Here is a 22,738-nt window from a genome sequence, read left to right as displayed (position 1 = left end):
CTTAAAACAGATCGACCGAACCGCCGGACGTCGATTGCACCACCGTTGCCACATTGCCACGCCGCTCATTGGCAGCCTGGTCGGGATGGGCGTGGGCCAGCCGCTTGACCATGGCCTTGCCGGTGAGGGGGAAAAAGCAGACCTTGCGCGGGTAAATATCCAGTACGTCTTGCGACAGGAGCGGGATGCGCTCGGTTTGCAGGTAGTCGATGACAAACTTGGTGTTGCGCTCACCCACGTTCATGGTGGTGAAGTTGGACATCACCTGGCCACCGCCAAAAATCTTGGCCTGCATGGTTTCGCGGCGCGCCCCGATCTTGAGCATTTCGTTGATCAACAGCTCCATGGCATACGACCCATAGCGGCCCGCGCCAATGCCGTCTTCACCGTCGGGCAGCATGAAGTGGTTCATACCGCCTACCTGGGCCCGCGTGTCCCACAGGCAGGCGGCAATGCAGGAGCCCAGCACCGTCATGATGACCAGGTTTTCGTCCGATACAAAGTACTCACCGGGCAGCACCTTGACGGCGTTGTACTGGAAATGGTGGTCCGGGTAAAAAAACGAAGCCTCCCCCGGCTTGCGTGGGCGGGCCTTGAGCTCTTCAATGGTGCTGTGGCGCTCGCTGGCGGGTCGCCCGCCGGGGAGAGCGCCGACCCGGGAAGCCCGGCGGCGGTCGGTATCGCCACCGACCGGGAGCGCGCCCGCCGCCATGCGTTGGTACAACGTGGGGCCAGTGGTTCTGGGGATGTCCATAATTTTTTAAGGGCGCACGCCAAAGCCGAGCGGCTTGCGAAAGGGTGAATTAGCAACGTTCATAGCTGGTCTTCCCCCGCAAGATGAATAAGTCACGCGATTCGCTGAAATTCTCTGCATGGCCAACAAACAGGGTAGCCCCCGGCTTCATCACCCGGTGGATGCGCTCCAGCACCGCCCGTTGGGTGGCGGCATCGAAGTAAATCATCACGTTACGGCAAAACACCACATCGAAATGCTCGCGAAACGGCCAGTCGTCCCGGATCAGATTGACGCTGATGAAATCAATCATGCGGCGCAATTCAGGCTTGATACGCACCAGCCCGGCGTTGTCGCCCTTGCCGCGCAGCAAGAACTTCTGCATCCGCCCCTGGTCCAGCCCCTTGAGATTTTCCAGCCGGTAGATGCCCTGAGCCGCCGAGGCCAGCACCTTGGAATCGATATCGCTGGCGGTGAGCTTGAAAGACGCGTTGGCACCCAAACTCTCCAGCGCCGTCATCACGATGGAATACGGTTCTTCGCCGGTAGAGGATGCGCTGCACCACACATTCCACGGCGTGCTGGCGGGCTTGGACCGCAGCAGCGTGGCCAGTATCTCGAAGTGGTGCTGCTCGCGGAAGAAGGCTGTCAGGTTTGTGGTCAGCGCATTGACGAACTCTTGCCACTCGGGCCCATCGGTAGAGTGCTCCAACCAGCCCAAATATTCGCGAAAACTGTTGTGTCCGGTGTCGCGCAGGCGCCGCGACAGGCGGCTGTACACCATGGCGTGCTTACCGTCGTGCAGTTTGATACCGGCATGCTTGTAGATGAGCGACTGGACGCGCTCGAAGTCGGCATCGGTCCAGACAAACTCGCGGCCTTCCAGCACGGGACCGGTCGCGGCAACAGCGGAGGATGGGCGCATGGAGAAGCGTGCGCTCAGTCGGCAGACAGGCCCATGTCCGGCCCGGACATCAGACGCTCGATGTCCAGCAGGATCAGCATACGGTCGCTGACCGAGCCCAGGCCCAGAATGCAGCTGTTGTCGACAATGCTGTCGATATCGGGGGCGGCTTTGACGCTCTCGGGCTGCAGTTCCAGCACGTCACTGACCGAATCCACCACGATGCCGACGATGCGGCTGCGCAGATTCAGGATGATGACCACGGTGAAGCTGTTGTACTCGGCCTCGGAGCAGTTGAACTTGAGGCGCATGTCCACGATCGGCACGATGGTGCCGCGCAGATTGACCACACCCTTGATGAAGGGGGGCGCGTTGGCGATACGTGTCGGTGGCTCGTAGCCGCGGATTTCCTGCACCTTCAGGATATCAATGCCGTACTCTTCCTGGCTCAGGCGGAAGGTCAAATATTCTCTGGCCGCGGTGGTGGTCAAAACCCCCGAACGTTCCATTGCTCCCATAACCATCTCCTTCAACTTCAAACTGTAGAACGGTGGCTTAGTGCCGCGAGCGGCGCACCAGCGCGCCAATGTCCAGAATCAGCGCCACCTTGCCGTCGCCCATGATGGTGGCACCCGACACGTTGGACACTTTGCGGTAATTCGACTCCAGGTTTTTCACCACCACCTGGTGCTGGCCCAGCAACTCGTTGACCAGCAAGGCCACGCGGCTGCCTTCGGACTCGACCACCACCATGATGTTGTTGGCCTTTTCGGCATCGGCAATCGGCACCTGGAAAATCTTCTCCAGCGCAATCACCGGCATGTACTCTTCACGCACCTTGACCAGCTGCGAGCCCTGGGCCACGGTGCTGACGGATTCATCGTTGACCTGGAAGGACTCGACCACCGACGACAGCGGCAGGATATAGACCTCGTCGCCCACGCTGACCGACATACCGTCCATGATGGCCAGGGTCAGCGGCAAGCGCACCGACACCTTCATGCCCAGGCCCTCGACCGATTCGATGTCGACCGTGCCATTGAGCGAGGCAATATTGCGCTTCACCACATCCATGCCCACGCCCCGGCCCGACACATCGGTCACCACATCGGCGGTAGAGAAGCCCGGGGCAAAAATCAGCTGCCAGACCTCGGCATCGCTCATGGCATCGCTCACGTCCAGGCCGCGCTCCCGGGCCTTGCGCAGGATCTTGTCGCGCGACATGCCTTTGCCGTCGTCGCGCACTTCGATCACGATGGAGCCGCCCTGGTGCGCCGCCGACAGGGTGATGGTGCCGTTCTCCGACTTGCCTGCGGCGATGCGGTCCTCGGGCATCTCGATGCCGTGGTCACAGCTGTTGCGCACCAGGTGGGTCAGCGGGTCGGTGATCTTCTCGACCAGACCCTTGTCCAGCTCGGTGGATTCGCCCTGCGTCACGAAGTCCACCTTTTTGCCCAGGCGGTTGGCCAGATCGCGCAGCATGCGCGGGAAGCGGCTGAAAACGATGGACATGGGGATCATGCGGATCGACATGACCGATTCCTGCAGATCGCGGGTGTTGCGGTCCAGGTCGGCCAGGCCGGCAAACAGCTGCTGGTGCATGGCGGGCTCCAGCCCCTGGCTGTTTTGCGCCAGCATGGCCTGGGTGATCACCAGCTCACCGACCAGGTTGATCAGCTGGTCGACCTTTTTGATGTCGACCCGGATGGTGGTGGCCTCCAGCGGGGTCTGGCCAGCGGCTTTCTCGGCCTTGGCGGCCACGGCAGCGGGGGTCGGCACCGGGTGCTCGCCAGGGTGGCCGGGCGATCCGGCGAAGAAACCGTATTCTTCCTCCACCGACACGGTCGGCGCCACCACAGCGGCGACGGGTTCCGGGACGGCAGCTTCTGCCGCCGCAACGGGGGTGGCTTCAGCATCCAGATCACGGATGCGCACCACGTCCTTGGACACATGGAACACGAACAGGTCGAGTAGATCCTCGTCGGTCGACGTGGTTTCCACCGCGAACACGCGGATGTTGGCGCTTTCGCTGGGCATCGCGGTGACCGTGCCCAGGCCCGGAATGTCGCGGAACAGCTCTTTCACCGCATCGGCCTGCTCCGGCTTGTCCAGCGGGCCGATCTGGATCACCAGCGAGCGCACTCCCGCAGCCCTGGGCTCAGGGGCCGCGACCGGGGCGACCACCACCACAACCGGCGCGGGCGCTGGCACCGGTGCTGGCGCAGGCATGGTGCCCGAGGCCAGCACGCTGATGCGTTTGACCAGGGCCGACGTGTTGATGGCCTCGCCCTCACCGCCGGCCTGGTGGCGCGCCAGCAGGCTGCGGGAGGAGTCAGCCGACTCCAGCAACGCATCGACCATGGGGGGAATCAGCTTCAGCTCATGGCGGCGCAGCTTGTCCAGCAGCGACTCCATCTGGTGGGTCAGCTCGGCCACATCGGAAAAGCCGAAAGTGGCGGCGCCGCCCTTGATGGAGTGGGCGCAACGGAAGATGCCGTTGAGTTCTTCGTCGTCGGTATTGGCCAGGTCCAGGTCGAGCAGCATCTGCTCCATCTGGTCGAGGTTTTCACCCGCTTCTTCAAAAAAGATCTGGTAGAACTGGGTCAGGTCAAAGTCTGCGCCTGAACCTGAACTGTCGCTATGTGTCTCGGCCATGTGTGCTCCTTGGGTTGCCGGGGTTCAGCGGATGACTTTTTGGATGACCTCGATCAACCGGGCGGGGTCAAACGGTTTCACCAACCAGCCCGTGGCACCGGCACTACGCCCCGCCTGCTTCATCTGGTCACTGGACTCGGTGGTCAAAATCAAAATCGGAATCGTCTTGTACTTGGGGTGCTCGCGCAGCAGGCGCGTCAGGCCAATGCCGTCGAGCCGGGGCATGTTCTGGTCGACCAGCACCAGGTCAATGGAATGCGACTGGGCCTTCTCGAAAGCATCCTGCCCGTCCACCGCTTCGATGACCTGGTAGCCCGCTCCGGTCAGGGTAAAGGAGACCATCTTTCGCATCGAGGGTGAGTCGTCAACGGCAAGAATCGAATGCATGAAAAGCTCCAGCTAAAGATGAAAGGCGCGTGAATAGGGGGGACGGGCTTGTCAGAAGAGCTCAATGGAACCTGCGTCCATTTCGCTCTGGGTCACCGGATTGGGTCGGTCAGGCACCATGGTTGCGTAGGGCGCTGGCTCTTCGCCTTCGTCCTGCCCCATGGTCTCCGATGCCAGGCGGAATGCGCAGCCTTGCAGCATCAAGGTGGTGTGCACAATCAACTGCGAAGCCATGTCCTGGAATTGCAGCTCGGTCACGGCGGCACGCAGGTCGCTGCGCACTGCGTCCATGGCCAGCGAATTCGGTAGAGCCTCACCCTGGAGTCCCAGGTTGACGCTGTTGAAGCGGGCCATCAGATTGTCCATAGTGTGGCTGAGCAGGCTTTCCAGGCGGCTTAAATCGTGCATCACCACCATCAGGGAATCCTGCAACTCAGCAACCAGCATGACCGGCAGTTGCACTACGGGTCCTGTCGGTGGGGTTGGCTCTGTTTGCATGTATTCTCCATCGCTGCAGGAAAGCCCAAGACAAATTGCCTCGTTTACGCGAATGTTAATTCTATTTCACATCCTGTTACGAACAATCTGCGAAATCGACTGCCTTCGCCCTGTATCTCCAAGCCCACCATGCAGACAATCGCCATTTATGTAGCTCACGCCAGCCCGTCTCAGGAGCGCACATGAGCCCCTGGCAAAAGAACAAGGCGATCCAGATCCTGCATCTGGAGGACTCGCTCATAGACCACCAGATCGTCGTACGCGCCTTGCACAAGCAAGGTTTGGCCTGCACCATCCAGCGGGTGGAAACACTGGCGGCATTTACCGAGCTGACCGGCAGCACGCAGTTTGACTTGATTCTGGCCGACTACCGGCTGCCCGGCTTCACCGCCATCGATGCCTGGCATGCGCTGCAACAGCAGGCCCAGCAACCGCCCTTCGTGCTGCTGTCGGGGGCCATTGGCGAAGCCGCGGCGGTAGATGCCATCCGGCTGGGTTTTAGCGACTACCTGCTCAAAGACGACATCAACAAGCTGGCGCACGTGATTGCCCGCGCCATCGAGGTGCGCGAAGTGCGCCAGGCCAAGGAGCGTGCCGATGCCGAATTGGCTGCATCCGAACGCCGCCTGGCCGAGCTGGCCGAGCACCTGCAAAGCTCGATCGAGCAAGAGCGCGCCGCCATAGCCCGCGAGGTGCACGACGACATCGGCGGCTCGCTGGCCGCCGTCAAGCTGGACCTGGCCTGGCTGGCGCGCCACCACAAGGACGCGCCATCGGCCGCGCACCTGGGCTCGGCGCTGGAGATGCTGCAGCACGCCCTGGGGGCCAGCCAGCGCATCATGATGGACCTGCGTCCGCCCATTCTGGACCAGGGGCTTACCGCCGCTGTGCAGTGGCTGGCGCAAAGCTTCCAGAAGCGCACCGGCATTGCCACCAGCTTCCACGCCACCTTTGACCCGCTCAGCACCAGCAAAGCCATCCAGTTGGTGGCCTACCGCACCGCGCAAGAAGCGTTGACCAACATCTCCAAACACGCGGAATGCAGCGCGGTCAGCATCGAACTGACCGACAGCGAAGGCGTGCTGACGCTGGAAGTGACCGACAATGGCCGCGGTTTGGGCAAGGCCCAACTCGACAAACCCAAGGCCTTTGGCTTGCGCGGCCTGCACGAGCGGGCCAAGACCGTCGGCGGCTGGCTGGACATCAGCAACCAGGGCGGGGTGGGCACCTCCATCATCCTGTCGGTGCCGCTAGTTCCGCTTGTCCCCGATGCCTCCACCCCGGAACCCCCCCCATGATCCACGTAGTTTTATGCGACGACCACGCCATGGTGCGGCGCGGCATCCGCAACATGCTGTCGGAGGCGGTGGACATTCAGGTCACCGGCGAGGCCTCGGGTTATGCCGAAGTGCGCGAACTGCTGCGTACCGCCGCCTGCGACGTGCTGGTGCTGGACCTGAGCATGCCGGGCCGCGGCGGCATGGAGGTATTGGCCAGCCTGCGCGAGACCGACTCGCCCATCAAGGTGCTGGTGGTGTCCATGTTTCCAGAAGACCAATACGCCATCCGCTGCCTGCGCGCCGGGGCGCAAGGCTATTTGAACAAGGCAGGCGACCCCGAAGAGCTGGTGCTGGCCGTGCGCACCGTGATGCAGGGGCGCAAATACGTCACCCCCGAGGTGGCCCAGATGCTGGTGGAAAGCCTGTCCAAGCCCGCGCTGGAGGTGCCGCACGCGGCCCTGTCCGAGCGCGAAATGCAGACCCTGCTGAAAATTGCCTCGGGCAAACGCCTGTCCGACATTGCCGAGGAGCTGCTGCTCAGCCCCAAGACCGTCAGCGTGTACCGCACCCGGGTGCTGGAAAAGCTCAAACTGGCCAACAACGCCGAACTCACCGTCTACGCAATTCGCAATAATCTGGTATAAAAATTGTAGCTGCTCACGCTTATTTAATAAGCACAGGAACCTGATTTAACGCCTTAAAAAAGCCGTAAAAATGCTAGCGCTGGGCCGCAAACAGGTCGATGGCGCGCTCCATCAGCGCCATCACCGGCTGGTCCATCATCGGCAGGGTCACGGTCACCCCGACCAGGCCCATGGTGAGGGTGACCGGAAAGCCAATCGCATAGATATTCATCTGCGGGGCCACGCGGGAGATCACCCCCATGGTCAAGTTGACGAACAGCAGCATGGCCACCATGGGCAAGGCCATCCACAGCGCGCTGGCAAACAGCTGGGTACCCAGGGCGTACAGCTTGACCTGGGCCAGAAACTCCAGGAAGTTGCCGTCCACCGGAAAGCTGTCAAAGCTCTTGACCACCGCCATCAGCACGATCAGGTGCCCGTTCATCACCACAAACAACAGCATCGACATGTGGCCCAGAAAGCGCGCCACGGCGCTGACCTGGGTGTTGCTGCCGGGGTCGAAAAACGAGGCGAAGTTCAGCCCCATCTGCAAACCCACCAGCTCGCCCGCCAGCTCCACCGAGGCAAACACCAGCCGCACCGCGAAGCCGATGGACATGCCCACCCCCACCTGCTGCACCACCGCGCCAAACGCCTGCGGGCTGTTCATGCTGATCTGGGGTTGGTTGGTCAGGCTGGCCTGGGCGGCCAGGGCTACAAAAAAGGCCAGGCCGATCTTGGCCCGCTGCGGGATGGATTTGAGCGAAAACACCGGCGCCACGCTGAACATGGCCAACACCCGCAAGAACGGCCACAGAATGGGCGACAGCCACTCGGCGATCTGGGCTTCGGTAAAAGTGAACACCGCAGGCCGTCTGTCGCTACAGAACCAGCGTCGGGATGGATTCGATGGTGCGGCGGATGTAGTCCACCAGCGTGGCCAGCATCCATGGCCCGGCCAGCGCAAACACCAGCATGCAGGCAATCAGCTTGGGCACAAAAGACAGCGTGGCCTCATGGATCTGCGTGATGGCCTGGAACACGCTCACCAGCAAGCCCACCACCAGCACCGTGACCAAAATCGGGGCCGACACCATCAGCAGCAGCCACATGGCCTCTTGCCCCACCGTCAATACCATTTGCGAATTCATGGTGCCCCCGGTTACTGGACAAAACTGGCGGCCAGGGAGCCGATCAGCAGATTCCAGCCGTCGGCCAGCACAAACAGCATCAGCTTGAACGGCAACGCCACCAGCACCGGCGACAGCATCATCATGCCCAGCGACATCAGCACACTGGCCACCACGATATCGATCACCAGAAACGGGATGAAGATCATGAAACCAATCTGGAACGCCGATTTCAGCTCGCTGGTCACAAACGCAGGCACCAGCACCCGCAGCGGGGCGGTCTCTGCCGTCACGCCGGTCTCTAGCCGGGCCAGCCGCGCAAACAGCGCAAAGTCCGACTGCCGGGTCTGCTTGAGCATGAACTGCCGCACCGGGGCTTCGCCCTTCTCCAGCGCCTGCTCGAAACTGATGGTGTTGGCGGTATAGGGGGCGTAGGCCTCTTTGTACACCCGGTCAAAGGTCGGGCCCATCACAAAAAAGGTCAGGAACAGCGACAGGCCGATCACGATCTGGTTGGGCGGCGCAGACTGCGTGCCCAGCGCCTGGCGCAGCAAAGACAAGACGATGACGATGCGGGTAAAGCCCGTCATCATCAGCAAAATAGCCGGTAAAAACGACAGCGAGGTAAAGAACAGCAGCGTCTGAATGGGCACCGAGTAGCTCACGCCCTGCCCGCCCGCGCCAATCAGCAGGGGCAAGGTGCCCGCCGCCTGCGCAAATACAGGCGCGTGGACCAGGCCGGCCAGCGCAGGCAGCCCCCAGCGCAAACGGTTAAACATGCAAACTCCCGTCTTCCAACTTGGCGGCCACAGCGGCATAAGACGAGGGGGATGGCGAAGGCGCGACAGCAATGGGGGCGGTGTGCAGGCAGGTGATGGACTGCGCGGTCACGCCCAGCACCAGCCAGGTCCGCGCGCCCTCGGGGCCCACTTCCACCGTCACCACGCGCTGGTGCGGCCCCACACCCACGGCCGACACCACGCGGGCATTGCCCGACGCAGCCACCCCGCCCCCCTGGGCGCGGCGCTGGATCCATTTGACCGCCAGCGGCAGCATGGCCATTGCGGCCACAAACAGCACCACCACCAGCAAAGTCTGCCCCATGACCATCGGGTTCAGCCTTTGCTCAGGCGTTTGAGCCGCTCGGACGGCGTGACCACGTCGGTCAGGCGGATACCGAACTTGTCGTTCACCACCACCACCTCGCCCTGGGCGATCAGGTAGCCGTTGATCAGCACATCCATGGGCTCGCCCGCCAAGGCGTCCAGCTCCACGACGGAGCCCTGTGCCAGCTGCAAGATGTATTTGATCGGCACCTTGGTGCGGCCCAACTCCACCGACAGGGTGACGGGGATGTCCAACACCATGTTGATGTCTTGCGAGCCCAGGTCTTTGTCTTTGGACGACGGGCTGTTGCCAAACAGGGGCCCGCCCTGGCTGGTGTCTTCCGGCTTGGCCTCGGCGCCTTTTTGCTCTTCCAGGGCCTCGGCCCAGGCGGCCATCGGGTCTTCTTCGTCGTCGGTTTTCTTATCCGTTGCCATTCATTTCTCCCTGGTGATTGCCGTCTTCCTTGCGCAGGCATTCTTCAATGCGGATGGCGTATTTGGAATTGTGGGTTCCGTACTGGCAGTCAAATATCGGCACGCCCCCGATCGAGGCCCGGATGCGCGGCTCGCGCTCCAGCTCGATGAAGTCGCCGGGCTTCATGCTCAAAAGCTGCTCAACCGTGGCATCGGCCCGGGCCAGCTCGGCCACCAGCGTGACCTCGGCGGACTGGATTTCGCGGCTCAGCAGGGTGATCCAGCGGCGGTCTACCTCGACCGAATCGCCCTGGGTGCTGGAGTACAGCACGTCCCGGATCGGCTCCAGGGTGGCGTAGGGCATGCAGATGTGGATCGCGCCGGTGATGTCGCCAATCTCCAGCTGGAACACCGTGGACACCACGATTTCGCTGGGCGTGGCGATGTTGGCGAACTGCGGCTGCATCTCGGAGCGCTGGTAGTCCAGCTCCAGCGGGTAAATGCCGTGCCAGGCTTTTTTGTACTCGGCGCAGACCACATCCACCAGGCGGTTGATCACCCGCTGCTCGGTCATGGAGAACTCGCGTCCTTCGATACGGGTCTGGAACTTGCCCACACCGCCGTACAAGGTGTCGATCACCCCGAACACCAGCGAAGGTTCACAGACGATCAAGCCGCTGCCGCGCAACGGCCGGATCGCCATGATGTTGAAATTGGTGGGCACCGCCAGCTCGCGCAAAAAGGCGCTGTAGCGCTGCACCGTCACCGTGCCCACCGATATTTCGGGGCTGCGGCGGATGAAATTGAACAGGCCAATGCGGAAATTGCGGGCAAAGCGCTCGTTGACGATCTCCATGGTCGGCATCCGACCGCGGACAATCTTCTCCTGGCTGGAGATGTCGTAGTTGCGGATTTCTCCGGTCTCGAAAACGGTTTCTACCGTTTTCTGGCTCTCGCCGGTGACCCCTTCAAGCAGGGCATCGACTTCTTCTTGGGAGAGGAATGATTCACTCATGAAGCGACTCCATGGTGTGTCGTCATTGGATGATGAAACTGGAGAACAACACGCTCAAGATCGGGCTGGCCGCTGCAACGTGCTTCTTTTTGGCCTTCTTCTTGGGTGCGGGGTCTTCTTCCGCATCGGCGTCCTCGACTTCGTAGCCCAGCGGCGTGGACACCTCGCGCAGAATTTCGTGGGCCAGCTTCTCCTTGCCTTCCTTGGTCAGCAGCTCTTCCGAAGTCCGCTGCGAAATCAACAGCAGGACGGCACTGCGAATGGTGGGCAAATTGGCCTTGACGGCATCCGAGGTGTGCTGGTCCACCACACCGATGGTGATGCCGACCTGCGCAAACTTCTCGCCCCCGGCGTCCGCCAGGTTCACGACCATGTTGTCCATGGGCAAAAACACAGGGGGCGTTGTGGACTTGGCCGACGCATGGGCCGCGGGTGCCGCATCTTCCCCGTCTTCAGTGGCCGGATGGCGCAGGAAAAAGAACCAGCCCCCACCCCCCAGCACCAGCAGCAAAACGACCGCCACAATGATGACGAGCATTTTCTTGCCCTTGGCCTTGGGGGGAGCAGACGCTTCAGCGGCAGCAGGTGCAGACACAATAATTCCTTCCGGGGTGGGGCAGATTGCAGCCCACGTTCGCCATCAATTCAAAGCCCATGTCCGGATTATTCACCCGGACGGGTTTGATAATAGCCAGATAAGCGGTGCAAAACCGCCGTATTCGGCTGGCTTGCCCACCCTACACAAATAGATCGACCGACCGCCCCGAAGACCCTTTGGGTGCCGTCGGGCGCACCGCGGCCACTTCAGGCGCCGCCCTGGCCGTAGCGTGTTGCCCCTCGGAAGGAGCCCGGCGCTCCCGAGCGTTCGTCCCACCCGCTCCCGACGACCCCACCGACAACCCGGACAGCACCATGCCCTCGCTTTGCAGCAAGTCTTTCAGGTGTGCGGCGGAACCGGTGAGCAGATCGCGGGTTTCCAACTGGTCGGTCCGGAACTCCACGTGCGCCTCGTTACCCGACAGACTGATGCTGACCTGTACCGGCTGGGCATCGGCCCCGTCGAAGGTCAGCTCGGCATTCTGGATGCCTTGCGATATCCAGTAGCTGACCTGGTCGGCCACGGCGGCCTCGGGAGCGGGCTGGCTGGCATCCACGCGGGCGGTGGCGCTCTCAAAATGGACGGTCGGCGTGAAATGGTGGTGCGCTACGCCGCCCTCGGGCACTTTGTCGGTCGCCAGGCCTTCGCGCTGGTCGCCGGTTTCGCGCACGGCCAGTTGTTGGGCCTCGGTTGCGCTGGTGGAGGCTTGCAAGGCGGCGGCCTCGGTGACCGGCAGGGTCCACACGCCGCCACTGGCCAGGCTGGCCATCTGGTCGGCCCGCGCGTCGGCAGCCGCGGTGCCCAACACTGGCTTGGCCAGGCCTTTGGTGCCCGATCCGGCCCCATCGGGCGCACCCGTGCCGCCGTTGGCCAACCGGCTCTGGATCTGTTCAAACACCGACGCATAGTTGGCCAGGCTGACCGACTGGGCCCGCGCATCGGCCGGTGCCGCCAAAGCCGCCGCATTGGCGGCATCGGATTTCAATGCGGTCAACGGCCCGGTGCCTGGCAGCGCATCCGCGGCCCCGGGTGCGCCGGACACGGCAGTGCCGCCCGCCGGGGGGGCCAAGGGGGCCGGTGGCGGTGGCAAATAGGCGGCCATCCAGGTGGCGGCATCGGCGCTGGTCGTGCTGGTCGCCGTGGCCTTGGCGGCGGCGGACAGTTTCTTCAGGCCCGGGCGGGCATCCTCGGTGGCGGCGGCATCCGGCTCTGGCGGTGCGCCATCGGCAGGTACATCCTCCGCAGAGTCCAGCTCCTCCAGCACGCGGCGAAACGCCTTGTCCGCCGGGTCGGCAGCCTTGTTTTCCACGGTCGGCTTGCCGGTGCCTTGCGGGGTCGCCGCGGCGGGCGTGGCCGCCTTGGCGGGGACCAAGGTGGCAGGAAAGGATTCAATGGCCATGGGGGTCCTCGCCAAATTGTTGGTCTATGGATTTACCAAACCGCTGCGCTGCAAATTCGTCGATCTGCTTTTGCTCACGTCGGTCTTGCAGCCGGTTGGCTTCCAGTTGCTTGTTGCGGCACACCTGTTGCAGGGTGGCCACCCGGATTTCTGTGTCGGCGAGCTGCTTTTTGGCTGTCTCGACCCAGCGGGCGTTGTCGGCCAGGATGCCCAATTGCATCTGGATGGCCTGCGCCAAGCGCTCCATGAACTGGTAGTGGTGCTGCATCAACTCGGGCACGGCACAGGTCTGGGCCTGGGTCATCCAGCGCGTCTCGGTTTCCGCGGCGTAGGTTTCCAGCTGGGTGAGCTGGTCGTGCGCGGCAATGTACTTTTGCTGCGCCTGGCCCAGCGCGCGGTGGGCCGCATCGCGCTTGCGGCTGGCCACCTCCACGGCCAAAGCCAGGGTTCTTAACAGCGACATACGAACTTCCCGCTAGTCATCGTGCACCTGCGGCTTTGGGAATGCTTTGCTCCATCTCGGCCAGGCTGCGCGGCAAAGGCGATGCTTCAAACATGCCCTGCTGCAAAAACGCCGCCATGCCGCCGCTGAGGCGAATGGCTTCGTCCAGCCCCGGGTCGGAGCCCGCGGCATAGGCCCCGATCTGCACCAGATCACGGCCCTTCTGGTAGCGCGAGTTGACCATGCGAAAGCGCCGTGCCGCCTCGAAATGCGCCGGGCTGACCACGTTGTGCATGACCCGCGAGGCGGATTGCTCGATGTCGATGGCCGGGAAGTGCCCGGCCTCGGCCAGCGCGCGCGACAGCACGATGTGGCCGTCCAGAATGGCCCGGGCGGCATCGGCAATCGGGTCCTGCTGGTCGTCGCCCTCGGTCAGCACGGTATAGAACGCGGTGATCGAGCCCACTCCGTTGAGGCCATTGCCGCTGCGTTCCACCAACTGCGGCAGCTTGGCAAAGCACGAGGGCGGGTAGCCCTTGGTGGCCGGGGGCTCGCCAATGGCCAGGGCGATTTCACGCTGGGCCATGGCAAAACGGGTAAGCGAGTCCATCAGCAGCAGCACGTGCTGGCCTTTGTCGCGGAAATACTCGGCCACCGCGGTGGCGTAGGCGGCCCCTTGCAGGCGCAGCAGCGGCGGCGCGTCGGCCGGGGCGGCCACCACCACCGAACGGGCCCGGCCATCCTCGCCCAAAATATCTTCCACAAATTCTTTGACTTCGCGGCCCCGCTCGCCGATCAGGCCGACCACGATGACGTCGGCCTGGGTGTAGCGGGCCATCATGCCCAGCAGCACGCTCTTGCCCACGCCAGAGCCCGCAAACAAGCCGATACGCTGGCCCCGGCCCACGGTCAGCATGCCGTTGATGGCGCGCACGCCGGTATCCAGCGGCTCGCGCACCGGGTCGCGGTCCATGGCGTTGATGGGGCTGCGGTCCAAAGGCTGCGAGCGCACATTGCGGATCGGGCCGCCGTGGTCCAGCGGTGCGCCCTGGGCATCCACCACCCGGCCCAACAGGCCGTCGCCAATCGGCAAGCGCAACACGCCCGCCACACCGGCGGCCTTGTCGCGGCGTGCGTCACCCAGGCGGGGCACCGACACAAACGGCGGTGCCGGCAATACGCTGGCCCCGCTGCGCAGGCCGTGCACGTCGCCAGCAGGCATCAAAAAGGCTTTGTCGTTGGAAAAACCCACCACTTCCACCAGCACCGAGGGCCGGCCGGGCATGGACACCAGGCACTGCGAACCCACGGCGCTGCGCACACCCGCGGCCTCCAGCACCAAACCCGCCAGGCGGGTCAGGGTGCCGCGCACCTCCAGGGTGCTGCCGGTGTCGACGCGCTGCTGCGCATCGGCCATGAACTGGGACCAGACATCGGTATCCGGGGAGCGCTCAGCTTCCATCTTCCCCATCCGCGTCGATTACCGGATCCGTCCAGGCAGAGGCCAAGCCCAAATTGGCCACCGCCCGCTCCCAGCGCTTGGACAGGGTGCCATCGATCACCGTGCCGCCCGATTCGACCAGGCAGCCTCCGCGCTCTACGGCCAAATCGGCCAGCCAGGTCAGCGCGGGCAGGGGAAAAGCCGCCTTCAATGGGGCCTGCAAGACCTCCCAATCCTGGGGGTGCAGCTTGATGACGGCAGCCTTGCCGTCCATCACCAGCATGCCCAGTGCTTCGCGGATAACCGGCTCCAGGGCGGAGGCATCCACGCTCAGCTCCCGGCGCACCACCTGGCGCGCCAGCCCACAGGCCAGGGCCAGCACCTGCTGGGCCATGTCTTGCTCCAGCTGGGCCAGACGGGCCTGCATGGCGGCGAACATGTCGGCCAGGTTCTGCGCGGTTTCGACACCCTGGCCTTGCACGAAATCGTCCAGCTTTTGGTTGCCTTCCAGGGTGGCTTCGGCCAGGCCCTGGGCCAGACCGGCGGCATGGCCGTCGGCCCAGGCGCGGTCCAGGCGGACCTGCTCGTGCTCAACGGGTTCCGGCTCGGGCTCGGGTTCGGGCAGCAGCTCCAGTGCCGTCGGCACCACGCCACCCACCGCGCCAAAGCGCCACTCGGACACCTCGCCCAGCTCTTCGCTGCGGATGAAGCGCGAGTGGGCGCGGGACGAACTGCGGTTGTTAGACAAAACCATCGTCGCCTCCTCCGCCCAACACGACCTGGCCTTCGTCTACCAGGCGGCGCACGATCTTGAGCACTTCTTTTTGCTGCGCTTCCACTTCGGACAGGCGCATCGGACCGCGCGACTCCAGGTCTTCGCGCATGGATTCCGCGGCACGGCTGGACATATTGGCCAGGATTTTCTCCTTGAGCTCGGGCGAAGCGCCCTTGAGCGCCACCACCAGGGTTTCGGAAGCCACTTCCTTGAGCACCAGCTGGATGGACTTGTTGTCCAGTTTGGCGACGTCGTCGAAGACGAACATCTTGTCCACGATCTTTTGCGCCAGGTCGGAGTCGAAGCCCTTGATGGATTCGATGACCGTGCCTTCGATGTTGGCGCCCAGCAAGTTGATGATTTCCGCTGCCGCCTTGACGCCGCCCAGCGAGGATTTGCGGATCTTGTCGCCCCCGGCCAGCACCTTGAAGAGCACTTCGTTCAGGTCTTTCAAGGCCGTGGGCTGGATGCCTTCCAGCGTGGCCACCCGCAGCAGCACTTCATTGCGTTGGCGTTCGGTGAGCTGCTTGAGCACGGCGGCGGATTGTTCGTAGTCCAGGTGCACCAGAATGGCCGCCACGATCTGCGGGTGTTCGTTGCGCAGCAGCTCGGCCACCGACAGCGGGTCCATCCACTTCAGGCTTTCAATGCCCGATACGTCGCCGCCCAGCAAGATGCGGTCGATCAGCAGCGAGGCCTTGTCGTCGCCCAGCGCCCGGCGCAGCACGGCCTTGACGTAGTCGGCCGTGTCGTTGACCAGCAGGCTCTGGGCCGCCGCGGCATTGGTGAAGCGCACCAGCACCTCGTCGACCTTCTCGCGGGTGACCACCTTGGTTTTGGCGATGGTTTCGCCCAGCTTCTGCACTTCCTTGGGCGACAGGTGTTTGAAGACCTCGGCGGCCTCCTCCTCGCCCAGGGACATCAGAAAAATTGCCGCGTCGGTAAGACCTTGTTCGTCCATGGGGTTGCCTCAGTCTTCGCCGTTGATCCAGTTTTTCACGATATTCGCCACCGCAGTCGAGTTGGTGCGGGCCAGCTGGCGCGCATCCTCCAGCCGCAACTGGTGGTCGGTGGGGGCCAGAATCTGGATGCCATCGGGGCCGATGATGGTGCCGCGCGGCGTGTCGCCCGCCACCAGCGCATCCAAAGGACCGCCCAGCGGGCCCATCCCCACCGCCAATGGCTGTCCATCCGGGCCCAGGGCTGCGGGCTCCAACGGCACAAGCTTGGGCTCGGCCATGGCTTTCAAGGCCGGACGCACCAGGCCAAAAACCACCAGCAGTGCCAGCAGCACGGTGCCCACGGGCCAGGCCAGGTTGCGGGCCATCTCCAGGGTTTCGGGCTGCTTCCACAGCGGGGTGTTGTCCACCACCGGCACGTCCACCAGAAACGGGGCGTTCATCAGGTTGACCGAGTCACCCCGGTCTTTGTTGAAGCCGATGGATTCGCGCACCAGAGCGGTCATTTGCTCGATTTGCTGGTCGGTCAACGCTTTAGTGGTGGGCTGGCCCTTTTCGTCGGCAGCCACGGCATGGTTGACCACCACGGCGGCGCTCAGCCGCTTGATGGAGCCGGAGCCGCCGCGCACCACCCGCACCGTCTTGTCCACCTCGTAATTGGTCACCGATTCGCGCTTTGCACCCGCTGCCGGGCCGCCCGCAGCGGCCGCGGCGCTGGCCGAGCCTGCAGCCGCCAAGGCCACGGCGGGGCCGTTGATAGGTGCGGTGGCCGAAGCCGGCGGCTGGTTGGTGGTGGCACCGGGGATGCCGCTGGGCAAGGCGGCACCCTGGGCCCCGCCACCGGTTTCCACCACCTGCTGGCTGCGCACGGCACTGGCATCGCTGGCCAGGTTGGGCCGGTGCGATTCGGCGGTGGATTCGACCTGCGAGAAATCGACCTCGGCCGTGACCTGGGCCTTGACGTTCTGGCGGCCTACGATGGGCTCCAGCATGTCCAGGATGCGGCGGCTGTATTGCTGCTCGATGCGCTGTACATACTGCAGTTGCTCGGCATCGGCGCCGCTGGCACCATCGGGCGACTGCGACAGCAGCTTGCCGGTGTCGTCCAGCACGCTGACGGCGCTGGGCAGCAGCTCAGGCACGCTGGAGGCGACCAGGTGCACGATGCCCGCCAGCTGTGTGCGGTCCAGCGACTGGCCAGGCTGCAAGCTCACCAGGATCGAGGCCGAGGGTTTTTGCTGCTCTCTGAAAAATCCGTTTTGGCTGGGCAGAGCCAGGTGCACCCGGGCGCTGGACACTGAAGACAAAGCCTGGATGGAGCGGGTCAGTTCGCCCTCCAGTCCGCGCTGGAAGGCCAGTCGCTCCTGGAACTGCGTCATGCCGAAGCGGTTCGCCTCCATCAGCTCGAAACCCACCACCGAGCCCTTGGGCAGGCCCAGGGAGGCCAGGCGCAAGCGGGTGTCGTGCACTTTCTCGGCCGGCACCATGATGGCACCGCCGCCTTCGGTGTACTTGTAGGGCACATTCATCTGCGACAACTGGGCCACGATGGCACCACCGTCTTTGTCGGCCAGATTGGTATACAGCACCTTGTAGTCGGGCTGGCGCCCCATCAGCACGGCGACCAAGGCCCCCACCACCAGCAATGCAATGCCCGCACCCAGGCGCATGCGCTGCGCGCGGTCCAGGTTGGACAGACGCTGCGTCAACGGCGAGAGGGTCGGTGCGGGTATTTCGGCGACTGCAGACATCATGCTTTCCGGGTGGTATGGCGCGAGCTTGCTCCATCAACTTGCATGGACCCGGATGCAGAGCACCCTGGGGCAGGCAGGTTGTATCAATTAACGCTTTTGATTATTCCGGCAAGCCGCCCAGGCATCGCCCTGATAAGCCGGGGTTTTGGCCGCCTTTTCAGCACCATACACCGACGGCACCCTACTACGATTGGCGCATTCGTATCCATCCCCTGGAGGGAACTGTCATGGATCTCCGCTTATCTCCCGTTTCCACCCCCCTGCCCACCCGCACGGGCATGGTGCAGCGCCCCTCTGCCTCTGCCATCGCGGATGCCAAAGGGCCCGGTTTCTCCACCGCGCTCAAGGGCGCCTTGGCCGAAGTGAGCGCAGCGCAAAACGAGTCCACCCGGCTGCAGAACGAGGTGCAGATGGAGAACCCGAACGTCAGCCTGGAAGAAACCATGGTGGCGATCCAGAAAGCCCAGATCGGCTTTCAAGCCACCTTGCATGTACGCAACCGCATGGTGCAGGCGTACAGCGACATCATGAACATGCAAGTCTAGAAGCACCGCACAGCATCGGTGTCTTGTAGATCTTTTAAGGGGTTTACGCTTATTCCATCAGCGTAGGCAGCTCCCAAATAAATAGCACCTGCCGTTTGACGGTTTGCACCATGCACAAAGCCCCATTTCTGGGGCTTTTTTATGGGTCAAATGAAGCTCCAGCGCTTGTTTGATAAGCGCTGGCAGCTACCATTTTTCATCAGTGCAGCAACTGTGGCTTGCGCTCCAGGATTTGCTCGAACTGCTGGATCCAGGGCTCGGTCAGGCAGCGGATCTGCGCATCGTTGCGCAAGATGCGTTGCATGATGCGGGCTTTTTCGGTCTTGTTCTCGGGGGTCAGTTGGTCGGCCAAGGACTGGTGGCGCAGTTGCTCGATCAGCACGGCGCAGGCACCTTCGTAGCGCACCACTTCGTCCCAATCTTCCAGCTGGGCGGCCTTCAGCATCTTGAAGCTGCTGTCTTCAATGGCTTTGTAGTAGTCAATCAGAGTTTGCGACATGGTCTGGGTCCGGCAAGGTGGGTGGGGCTTATGCATTGCCGACAGGGGGCAGAGGGATGCTTTTCCAGGCATCGAATACGGGCACTATCAACTGCGTTACCTCTTCAATCAAAGTGATGTCGTTGTTCAAGTTTGCGGTGGTCAACCGCAGAATGCTGTAGTTGTACACACCGCGCAGGTTCACCGCCAGCTCGCCGCCAGCTTCTATGTCCAGCGCCGCTTTCAGGCCTTCTTCCAAAATACGTACCGCCTTGCCAATCGACTGGCCTTTGCCTTCGATATCGCCACGGGCCAGGCAGCCACGGGCAGCGTGTAAAGACTGCACCAGCGCTTCGAACAGCAGGCAAATCACCTGGTGGGGGCTTGCGCCTTCGATGCTGGTCTGGGCGCCCACGCGTTTGTAAGCGGAGGCTGCACGGGCACTTACGGGTGTAAACATGGTGGGGGCATCCATTTGAACTTGATGTATTAGTTATCGGCAGTGCACTCAAAAACTCAAGCCCTCAATGGTTGAAATATCGCAAAGCTGTGTGGTCCGCACCACCGCCTACTTGTTGTTGTTCCATGCCGCCACCTGGTCGGTGATGTAGGTGCTCAAGGCGGTCAGCCCGGCCATCTTGGTGTCCAGCGCGGTGTAGGTGGTACGCAGGCGCTTTTCCACGGCCGCAGCCCGGGCGGTCACCTTGTCCTGGTTGGCCATGTTGCGCTTGGTTTCCGCAGCCAAGGAGTCCGCCTTGTTGTTCAGCCCCCCGCTGAAAGCCAGTAAGCCGTCGGCGAAAGTCTTGACCTTGCGGGCAATGCCGTTGGTGCTGGCATCGGTGTTTTTCTGGGCAAACAGAATCTTCACATTGGCAGGGTTGTCCAGGGCCGTGCCCAGCTTGGTGGCATCCACCGTCACACTGCCGTCGCGTGCCACGCTCAGACCCACGTCCGACAGGCGCTTGTAGCTGCCCCCCACCACCCCGGTGCCCAGCAGGGAACGCAAGGAATTGCGCAGGCCGATGGCCGTGGAGTCACCCTGCAGGTCGCCCGATTTCTTGGTGGCGTCGTCGTAGGACGTGGCATCGGCCAGGTACTTGTTGACGGCGTTGTAGGCATCTACAAAGGCCTGGATATTTTTGGTCAGCGCGGCTTTGTCATTGGTGGTGATGAGCTCTGCGTCGCTGGTGGTCACCGCGGACGCGGTAATGGTCAAGCCCGCCACCACGTCTTTGAAGCTGTTGTTGGCCGAGGTAACGGCAATTCCGTTGATAGTGGCCTTGGCGTTTTGCCCGGCCTGGTAGGTGTTGGCACCCATGCCATAGGCAGCCACGGTGGGCGCCGCAGTGTTGCCGGGGTCCAGGTCCAGATCGAAGGCCAGGGCCGAGAGGCCGCTGTCGTTGGTGTTGTTGCCATCCCCGGTATCGTTGGCCTGCACCCGGAACCCCTGCGCCTCGCCGGTGCTGGCGGAGCGCAGCATGAGGCGGTCACCCGAGGCATCGGTCAGCACGGTGGCCACCACGCCGGAGCCCGCGTCGTTGATCTTGGCGGCAATCTGCGCCAGGGTGTCACTGGCGGCCACGGTGACGTTCACACTGGCCGCGCTGCCGGGTGTAAACAGGCTACCGGTGGCGTTGGCCCGGGCGGGGCCCCAGGTGCCGAGTTGCAGGGTCAAGGTGCCCGCCGAGCCCACCGCGGCACCGGCCGTGACGGCATCCGAGACGCTGGACTGCGCCTTGGCCAATTGCGACACGCCCACACTGAAACTGGTGGCGCTGGCAATGCCGGTCACGGTGGCAGACACCGCCGCGCTGTTGGAAGAGGAGACGGCCACCGTGTTCCAGCCGCTGTCGAGCGACAGCTTGGACGCGGTGTCTGTCAGGGTGGATACCAGCGATTTGATCTGCGAGTAATCGGAAATCTTGGTCTGGATGATCGTCGCTTTGAGCTGCAGCGAGGTCAGGGGCTGGGTTTCCAGTGCGACCAGCTTGGTGATGATGTTCTCGACATTCAAACCACTGCCAATACCGGTAGATGAAATACCCATGATGTTCTCCAGAACAATAACGTACCACCGTGGCGGTGGCTGCGAATACCCGTGTTTGTATCCGCATTCCAAAAGGCAAAACGGCGGATAAAGGGGGTTCCTTTATCCGCCTTTGCGTTTTAGCACCTATTGACGCCCTTGCAAACCTTAGGCGGCGCGCAAGGGGCGGTGCTTCTGCGTCTTATTGCAGCAGCGACAGCACGCTTTGTGGCAGCTTGTTGGCCTGGGCCACCATGGCGGTACCGGCCTGTTGCAGGATCTGCGTACGCGACAGATTGGCAGTTTCTTGCGCAAAGTCGGCATCCACAATCCGGCCGCGGGAAGCAGACAGATTCTCCACGTTGATGGCGATATTGCCGGTGGCACTTTCAAACCGGCTTTGCAGAGCACCCAGTTGGGCGCGGGCCGAGTTGACCTGGTTGATGGCCGCGTCCAGCTTCTTGATGGCCACCCAGGCGTTACGCTGGGTATCAATGCTCAGCGTGTCAATGCCCAGTGCGTCGCTGGTGGTGTTGGTGGCATCGATCTTCGAAGCCAGATCGCCCGCCAAGACCAAGCCCGTGGTAGCCGCGGTAAAGCCCGTGAAACTGACCACGGCGGAGTCGCCTGCGGTGGTCAAGTTTTCATTCATGATGTCGATGCGGTAGCTTTGGTCTGCGTTTTGCGACAAGAAGGCGGTCACACCGGTATCGGCAGTTTTGCGGTTGATCGCTTCCACCACCTGGCCCATGCGCTCCGAACCCGACGAGGCGGCGGCAATGGCATCCAGCTTGATGGTGGTCGTCCCGGCGCCTGTTACGGCGATCGTCAGGGTACCTGCGGACAGGGCGGTCAGCGAATTGACAGAAGAAGCCGTGATCGAGCTGTTCGACTGGTCGTAGGAATAGGCGGACTTGGACAACCCGGCAGCGGTGGAATTGGTCAGGCCACCCACCGTGATGTTTTCGCCAGAGTTCGCACCCACCTGGAACACCGCACCAGCAAACGTGCCGTCCAGCACCTTTTTGCCGTTGAACGAAGTTTGCTTGGCGATACGGTCCACTTCGTCGGTGAGCTGGCTCACTTCGGATTGCAGAGCCTTGCGGTCAGCAGCGCTGTTGGTGGCGTTGCTGGACTGCACGGCCAGTTCACGCATACGTTGCAGCATGTCGCCCACCTTGCCCAACGCACCTTCAGCCGTTTGCGCCAGCGAAATACCGTCATTGGCGTTACGTGCACCAACCGTCAAGCCCTTGATCTGGCTGGAAAAGCGCTCGGCAATAGCCAGGCCAGCGGCGTCGTCCTTGGCGCTGTTCACGCGCAGGCCGGAGGACAGGCGCTGCATGGAGGTGGCGAGCGAGCCGCCAGAAGCCATCAGGTTGCGCTGCGCATTCAGCGAATTTACGTTGGTATTGATAGTGGTGGTCATTTCAAAGCTCCTAAGGTGTGGGTCCAATGACGAACCAGTGAAAAGGCCCGTTGGATAGGTTTTCGGGTGTCCGCGCCAAAACTTTAGGGCTAACGCGTAAATAACCGGGGTTTTCTTGCCGCTTATCGCGGCAACGCCAAAAACCCA

The 22,738-nt window shown here is 62.7% G+C and carries 26 protein-coding genes; 3 read left to right on the top strand and 23 right to left on the bottom strand.

The features are described from left to right. Position 1 precedes the first annotated feature (1 nt). From cheD to AB3G31_RS02565, 6 genes are read right to left on the bottom strand one after another with little or no spacing between them, the layout of a single operon-like run. Positions 2-754 (bottom strand): chemoreceptor glutamine deamidase CheD, encoded by a 753-nt coding sequence (cheD, locus tag AB3G31_RS02590; RefSeq protein ID WP_367848678.1) that lies wholly within the window; start codon positions 752-754, stop codon positions 2-4. 49 nt (positions 755-803) lie between these two features. Beyond that, positions 804-1,658: a CheR family methyltransferase gene (locus AB3G31_RS02585; RefSeq protein WP_367848677.1), complete on the bottom strand. Its 855-nt coding sequence runs from the start codon at positions 1,656-1,658 to the stop codon at positions 804-806. Positions 1,659-1,672: 14 nt separating this feature from the next. Next, positions 1,673-2,155 (bottom strand): chemotaxis protein CheW, encoded by a 483-nt coding sequence (locus AB3G31_RS02580; RefSeq protein ID WP_367848676.1) that lies wholly within the window; start codon positions 2,153-2,155, stop codon positions 1,673-1,675. 37 nt (positions 2,156-2,192) lie between these two features. Next, positions 2,193-4,292 (bottom strand): chemotaxis protein CheW, encoded by a 2,100-nt coding sequence (locus tag AB3G31_RS02575; protein WP_367848675.1) that lies wholly within the window; start codon positions 4,290-4,292, stop codon positions 2,193-2,195. Positions 4,293-4,316: 24 nt separating this feature from the next. Further along, positions 4,317-4,679 carry a response regulator gene (locus AB3G31_RS02570; RefSeq protein ID WP_295954435.1) on the bottom strand — a complete coding sequence of 121 codons (363 nt, stop codon included), beginning with the start codon at positions 4,677-4,679 and terminating at the stop codon, positions 4,317-4,319. A gap of 51 nt (positions 4,680-4,730) precedes the next feature. Next, the gene (locus tag AB3G31_RS02565) at positions 4,731-5,177 is read right to left on the bottom strand and encodes a hypothetical protein (RefSeq protein ID WP_367848674.1); all 447 of its coding nucleotides are present in this window, start codon (positions 5,175-5,177) and stop codon (positions 4,731-4,733) included. A gap of 182 nt (positions 5,178-5,359) precedes the next feature. Between AB3G31_RS02565 and AB3G31_RS02560 the strand changes: the two genes are divergently transcribed. Both AB3G31_RS02560 and AB3G31_RS02555 read left to right on the top strand, forming a co-directional pair. Then, positions 5,360-6,475, top strand: coding sequence for a response regulator (locus AB3G31_RS02560; protein ID WP_367848673.1), 1,116 nt, complete (start codon positions 5,360-5,362; stop codon positions 6,473-6,475). Then, entirely contained in the window at positions 6,472-7,101 is a 630-nt protein-coding gene (locus tag AB3G31_RS02555; protein ID WP_367848672.1) for a response regulator, read from the top strand. The genes AB3G31_RS02560 and AB3G31_RS02555 overlap by 4 nt, the downstream gene beginning before the upstream one ends. Before the next feature lie 73 nt (positions 7,102-7,174). Here AB3G31_RS02555 and fliR read toward each other — a convergent pair whose 3' ends face one another. The 13 genes from fliR to fliF all read right to left on the bottom strand — a co-directional run bounded on the left by fliR (position 7,175) and on the right by fliF (position 18,110). Further along, a complete protein-coding gene (gene fliR, locus AB3G31_RS02550; protein ID WP_367848671.1) occupies positions 7,175-7,945 on the bottom strand; it encodes a flagellar biosynthetic protein FliR in 771 nt (256 codons plus the stop codon). Between the two features lie 16 nt (positions 7,946-7,961). After that, positions 7,962-8,231 (bottom strand): flagellar biosynthesis protein FliQ, encoded by a 270-nt coding sequence (fliQ, locus tag AB3G31_RS02545; protein WP_367848670.1) that lies wholly within the window; start codon positions 8,229-8,231, stop codon positions 7,962-7,964. 11 nt (positions 8,232-8,242) lie between these two features. After that, a complete protein-coding gene (fliP, locus tag AB3G31_RS02540) occupies positions 8,243-8,989 on the bottom strand; it encodes a flagellar type III secretion system pore protein FliP (RefSeq protein WP_367848669.1) in 747 nt (248 codons plus the stop codon). Next, positions 8,982-9,314, bottom strand: a complete 333-nt coding sequence (locus tag AB3G31_RS02535) for a FliO/MopB family protein (protein WP_367848668.1) — start codon at positions 9,312-9,314, stop codon at positions 8,982-8,984. The genes fliP and AB3G31_RS02535 overlap by 8 nt, the downstream gene beginning before the upstream one ends. Positions 9,315-9,325: 11 nt before the next feature. Next, a complete protein-coding gene (fliN, locus tag AB3G31_RS02530; protein ID WP_367848667.1) occupies positions 9,326-9,751 on the bottom strand; it encodes a flagellar motor switch protein FliN in 426 nt (141 codons plus the stop codon). Beyond that, positions 9,738-10,745, bottom strand: a complete 1,008-nt coding sequence (gene fliM, locus AB3G31_RS02525; RefSeq protein WP_367848666.1) for a flagellar motor switch protein FliM — start codon at positions 10,743-10,745, stop codon at positions 9,738-9,740. The genes fliN and fliM overlap by 14 nt, the downstream gene beginning before the upstream one ends. A 22-nt stretch (positions 10,746-10,767) precedes the next feature. Further along, positions 10,768-11,340, bottom strand: coding sequence for a flagellar basal body-associated protein FliL (fliL, locus tag AB3G31_RS02520; RefSeq protein WP_367848665.1), 573 nt, complete (start codon positions 11,338-11,340; stop codon positions 10,768-10,770). Between the two features lie 142 nt (positions 11,341-11,482). Further along, positions 11,483-12,742, bottom strand: a complete 1,260-nt coding sequence (locus AB3G31_RS02515; RefSeq protein WP_367848664.1) for a flagellar hook-length control protein FliK — start codon at positions 12,740-12,742, stop codon at positions 11,483-11,485. Then, a complete protein-coding gene (gene fliJ, locus AB3G31_RS02510) occupies positions 12,732-13,205 on the bottom strand; it encodes a flagellar export protein FliJ (protein ID WP_367848663.1) in 474 nt (157 codons plus the stop codon). The genes AB3G31_RS02515 and fliJ overlap by 11 nt, the downstream gene beginning before the upstream one ends. A gap of 16 nt (positions 13,206-13,221) precedes the next feature. Continuing rightward, complete coding sequence (gene fliI / locus AB3G31_RS02505; RefSeq protein WP_367848662.1) at positions 13,222-14,646, bottom strand: flagellar protein export ATPase FliI; 1,425 nt, start codon at positions 14,644-14,646, stop codon at positions 13,222-13,224. Continuing rightward, the gene (locus AB3G31_RS02500; protein WP_367848661.1) at positions 14,636-15,379 is read right to left on the bottom strand and encodes a FliH/SctL family protein; all 744 of its coding nucleotides are present in this window, start codon (positions 15,377-15,379) and stop codon (positions 14,636-14,638) included. Before AB3G31_RS02500 ends, fliI begins: the two co-directional genes overlap by 11 nt. Beyond that, on the bottom strand, positions 15,366-16,361 hold the full coding sequence (fliG, locus tag AB3G31_RS02495) for a flagellar motor switch protein FliG (RefSeq protein ID WP_367848660.1): 996 nt from the start codon (positions 16,359-16,361) through the stop codon (positions 15,366-15,368). The genes AB3G31_RS02500 and fliG overlap by 14 nt, the downstream gene beginning before the upstream one ends. A gap of 9 nt (positions 16,362-16,370) precedes the next feature. Further along, entirely contained in the window at positions 16,371-18,110 is a 1,740-nt protein-coding gene (gene fliF / locus AB3G31_RS02490; protein WP_367848659.1) for a flagellar basal-body MS-ring/collar protein FliF, read from the bottom strand. A 230-nt stretch (positions 18,111-18,340) separates the two neighbouring features. On the opposite strand from fliF, the gene fliE reads away from it, so the two are divergent. Then, complete coding sequence (fliE, locus tag AB3G31_RS02485; protein WP_367848658.1) at positions 18,341-18,658, top strand: flagellar hook-basal body complex protein FliE; 318 nt, start codon at positions 18,341-18,343, stop codon at positions 18,656-18,658. A gap of 199 nt (positions 18,659-18,857) precedes the next feature. Here fliE and AB3G31_RS02480 read toward each other — a convergent pair whose 3' ends face one another. From AB3G31_RS02480 to AB3G31_RS02465, 4 genes are all read right to left on the bottom strand, one after another. Next, on the bottom strand, positions 18,858-19,157 hold the full coding sequence (locus AB3G31_RS02480) for a flagellar protein FliT (RefSeq protein ID WP_367848657.1): 300 nt from the start codon (positions 19,155-19,157) through the stop codon (positions 18,858-18,860). A 28-nt stretch (positions 19,158-19,185) separates the two neighbouring features. Further along, positions 19,186-19,596, bottom strand: a complete 411-nt coding sequence (fliS, locus tag AB3G31_RS02475) for a flagellar export chaperone FliS (protein WP_367848656.1) — start codon at positions 19,594-19,596, stop codon at positions 19,186-19,188. Between the two features lie 108 nt (positions 19,597-19,704). After that, positions 19,705-21,183: a flagellar filament capping protein FliD gene (fliD, locus tag AB3G31_RS02470; RefSeq protein ID WP_367848655.1), complete on the bottom strand. Its 1,479-nt coding sequence runs from the start codon at positions 21,181-21,183 to the stop codon at positions 19,705-19,707. Between the two features lie 181 nt (positions 21,184-21,364). Continuing rightward, entirely contained in the window at positions 21,365-22,591 is a 1,227-nt protein-coding gene (locus AB3G31_RS02465; protein WP_367848654.1) for a flagellin, read from the bottom strand. Between the last annotated feature and the right edge of the window lie 147 nt (positions 22,592-22,738).

The sequence above is a fragment of the Rhodoferax sp. WC2427 genome, assembly GCF_040822085.1.
Taxonomy (GTDB): domain Bacteria; phylum Pseudomonadota; class Gammaproteobacteria; order Burkholderiales; family Burkholderiaceae_C; genus Rhodoferax_B.
This window is presented reverse-complemented; position numbering and strand designations above follow the sequence as displayed.

Bases quoted from the DNA above. Each gene is read 5' to 3' on its own strand.
- cheD (WP_367848678.1), bottom strand. From the start codon at position 754: ATGGACATCCCCAGAACCACTGGCCCCACGTTGTACCAACGCATGGCG.
- AB3G31_RS02585 (WP_367848677.1), bottom strand. From the start codon at position 1,658: ATGCGCCCATCCTCCGCTGTTGCCGCGACCGGTCCCGTGCTGGAAGGC.
- AB3G31_RS02580 (WP_367848676.1), bottom strand. From the start codon at position 2,155: ATGGGAGCAATGGAACGTTCGGGGGTTTTGACCACCACCGCGGCCAGA.
- AB3G31_RS02575 (WP_367848675.1), bottom strand. From the start codon at position 4,292: ATGGCCGAGACACATAGCGACAGTTCAGGTTCAGGCGCAGACTTTGAC.
- AB3G31_RS02570 (WP_295954435.1), bottom strand. From the start codon at position 4,679: ATGCATTCGATTCTTGCCGTTGACGACTCACCCTCGATGCGAAAGATG.
- AB3G31_RS02565 (WP_367848674.1), bottom strand. From the start codon at position 5,177: ATGCAAACAGAGCCAACCCCACCGACAGGACCCGTAGTGCAACTGCCG.
- AB3G31_RS02560 (WP_367848673.1), top strand. From the start codon at position 5,360: ATGAGCCCCTGGCAAAAGAACAAGGCGATCCAGATCCTGCATCTGGAG.
- AB3G31_RS02555 (WP_367848672.1), top strand. From the start codon at position 6,472: ATGATCCACGTAGTTTTATGCGACGACCACGCCATGGTGCGGCGCGGC.
- fliQ (WP_367848670.1), bottom strand. From the start codon at position 8,231: ATGAATTCGCAAATGGTATTGACGGTGGGGCAAGAGGCCATGTGGCTG.
- fliP (WP_367848669.1), bottom strand. From the start codon at position 8,989: ATGTTTAACCGTTTGCGCTGGGGGCTGCCTGCGCTGGCCGGCCTGGTC.
- AB3G31_RS02535 (WP_367848668.1), bottom strand. From the start codon at position 9,314: ATGGGGCAGACTTTGCTGGTGGTGGTGCTGTTTGTGGCCGCAATGGCC.
- fliN (WP_367848667.1), bottom strand. From the start codon at position 9,751: ATGGCAACGGATAAGAAAACCGACGACGAAGAAGACCCGATGGCCGCC.
- fliM (WP_367848666.1), bottom strand. From the start codon at position 10,745: ATGAGTGAATCATTCCTCTCCCAAGAAGAAGTCGATGCCCTGCTTGAA.
- AB3G31_RS02515 (WP_367848664.1), bottom strand. From the start codon at position 12,742: ATGGCCATTGAATCCTTTCCTGCCACCTTGGTCCCCGCCAAGGCGGCC.
- fliJ (WP_367848663.1), bottom strand. From the start codon at position 13,205: ATGTCGCTGTTAAGAACCCTGGCTTTGGCCGTGGAGGTGGCCAGCCGC.
- fliI (WP_367848662.1), bottom strand. From the start codon at position 14,646: ATGGAAGCTGAGCGCTCCCCGGATACCGATGTCTGGTCCCAGTTCATG.
- AB3G31_RS02500 (WP_367848661.1), bottom strand. From the start codon at position 15,379: ATGGTTTTGTCTAACAACCGCAGTTCGTCCCGCGCCCACTCGCGCTTC.
- fliG (WP_367848660.1), bottom strand. From the start codon at position 16,361: ATGGACGAACAAGGTCTTACCGACGCGGCAATTTTTCTGATGTCCCTG.
- fliF (WP_367848659.1), bottom strand. From the start codon at position 18,110: ATGTCTGCAGTCGCCGAAATACCCGCACCGACCCTCTCGCCGTTGACG.
- fliE (WP_367848658.1), top strand. From the start codon at position 18,341: ATGGATCTCCGCTTATCTCCCGTTTCCACCCCCCTGCCCACCCGCACG.
- AB3G31_RS02480 (WP_367848657.1), bottom strand. From the start codon at position 19,157: ATGTCGCAAACTCTGATTGACTACTACAAAGCCATTGAAGACAGCAGC.
- fliS (WP_367848656.1), bottom strand. From the start codon at position 19,596: ATGTTTACACCCGTAAGTGCCCGTGCAGCCTCCGCTTACAAACGCGTG.
- fliD (WP_367848655.1), bottom strand. From the start codon at position 21,183: ATGGGTATTTCATCTACCGGTATTGGCAGTGGTTTGAATGTCGAGAAC.
- AB3G31_RS02465 (WP_367848654.1), bottom strand. From the start codon at position 22,591: ATGACCACCACTATCAATACCAACGTAAATTCGCTGAATGCGCAGCGC.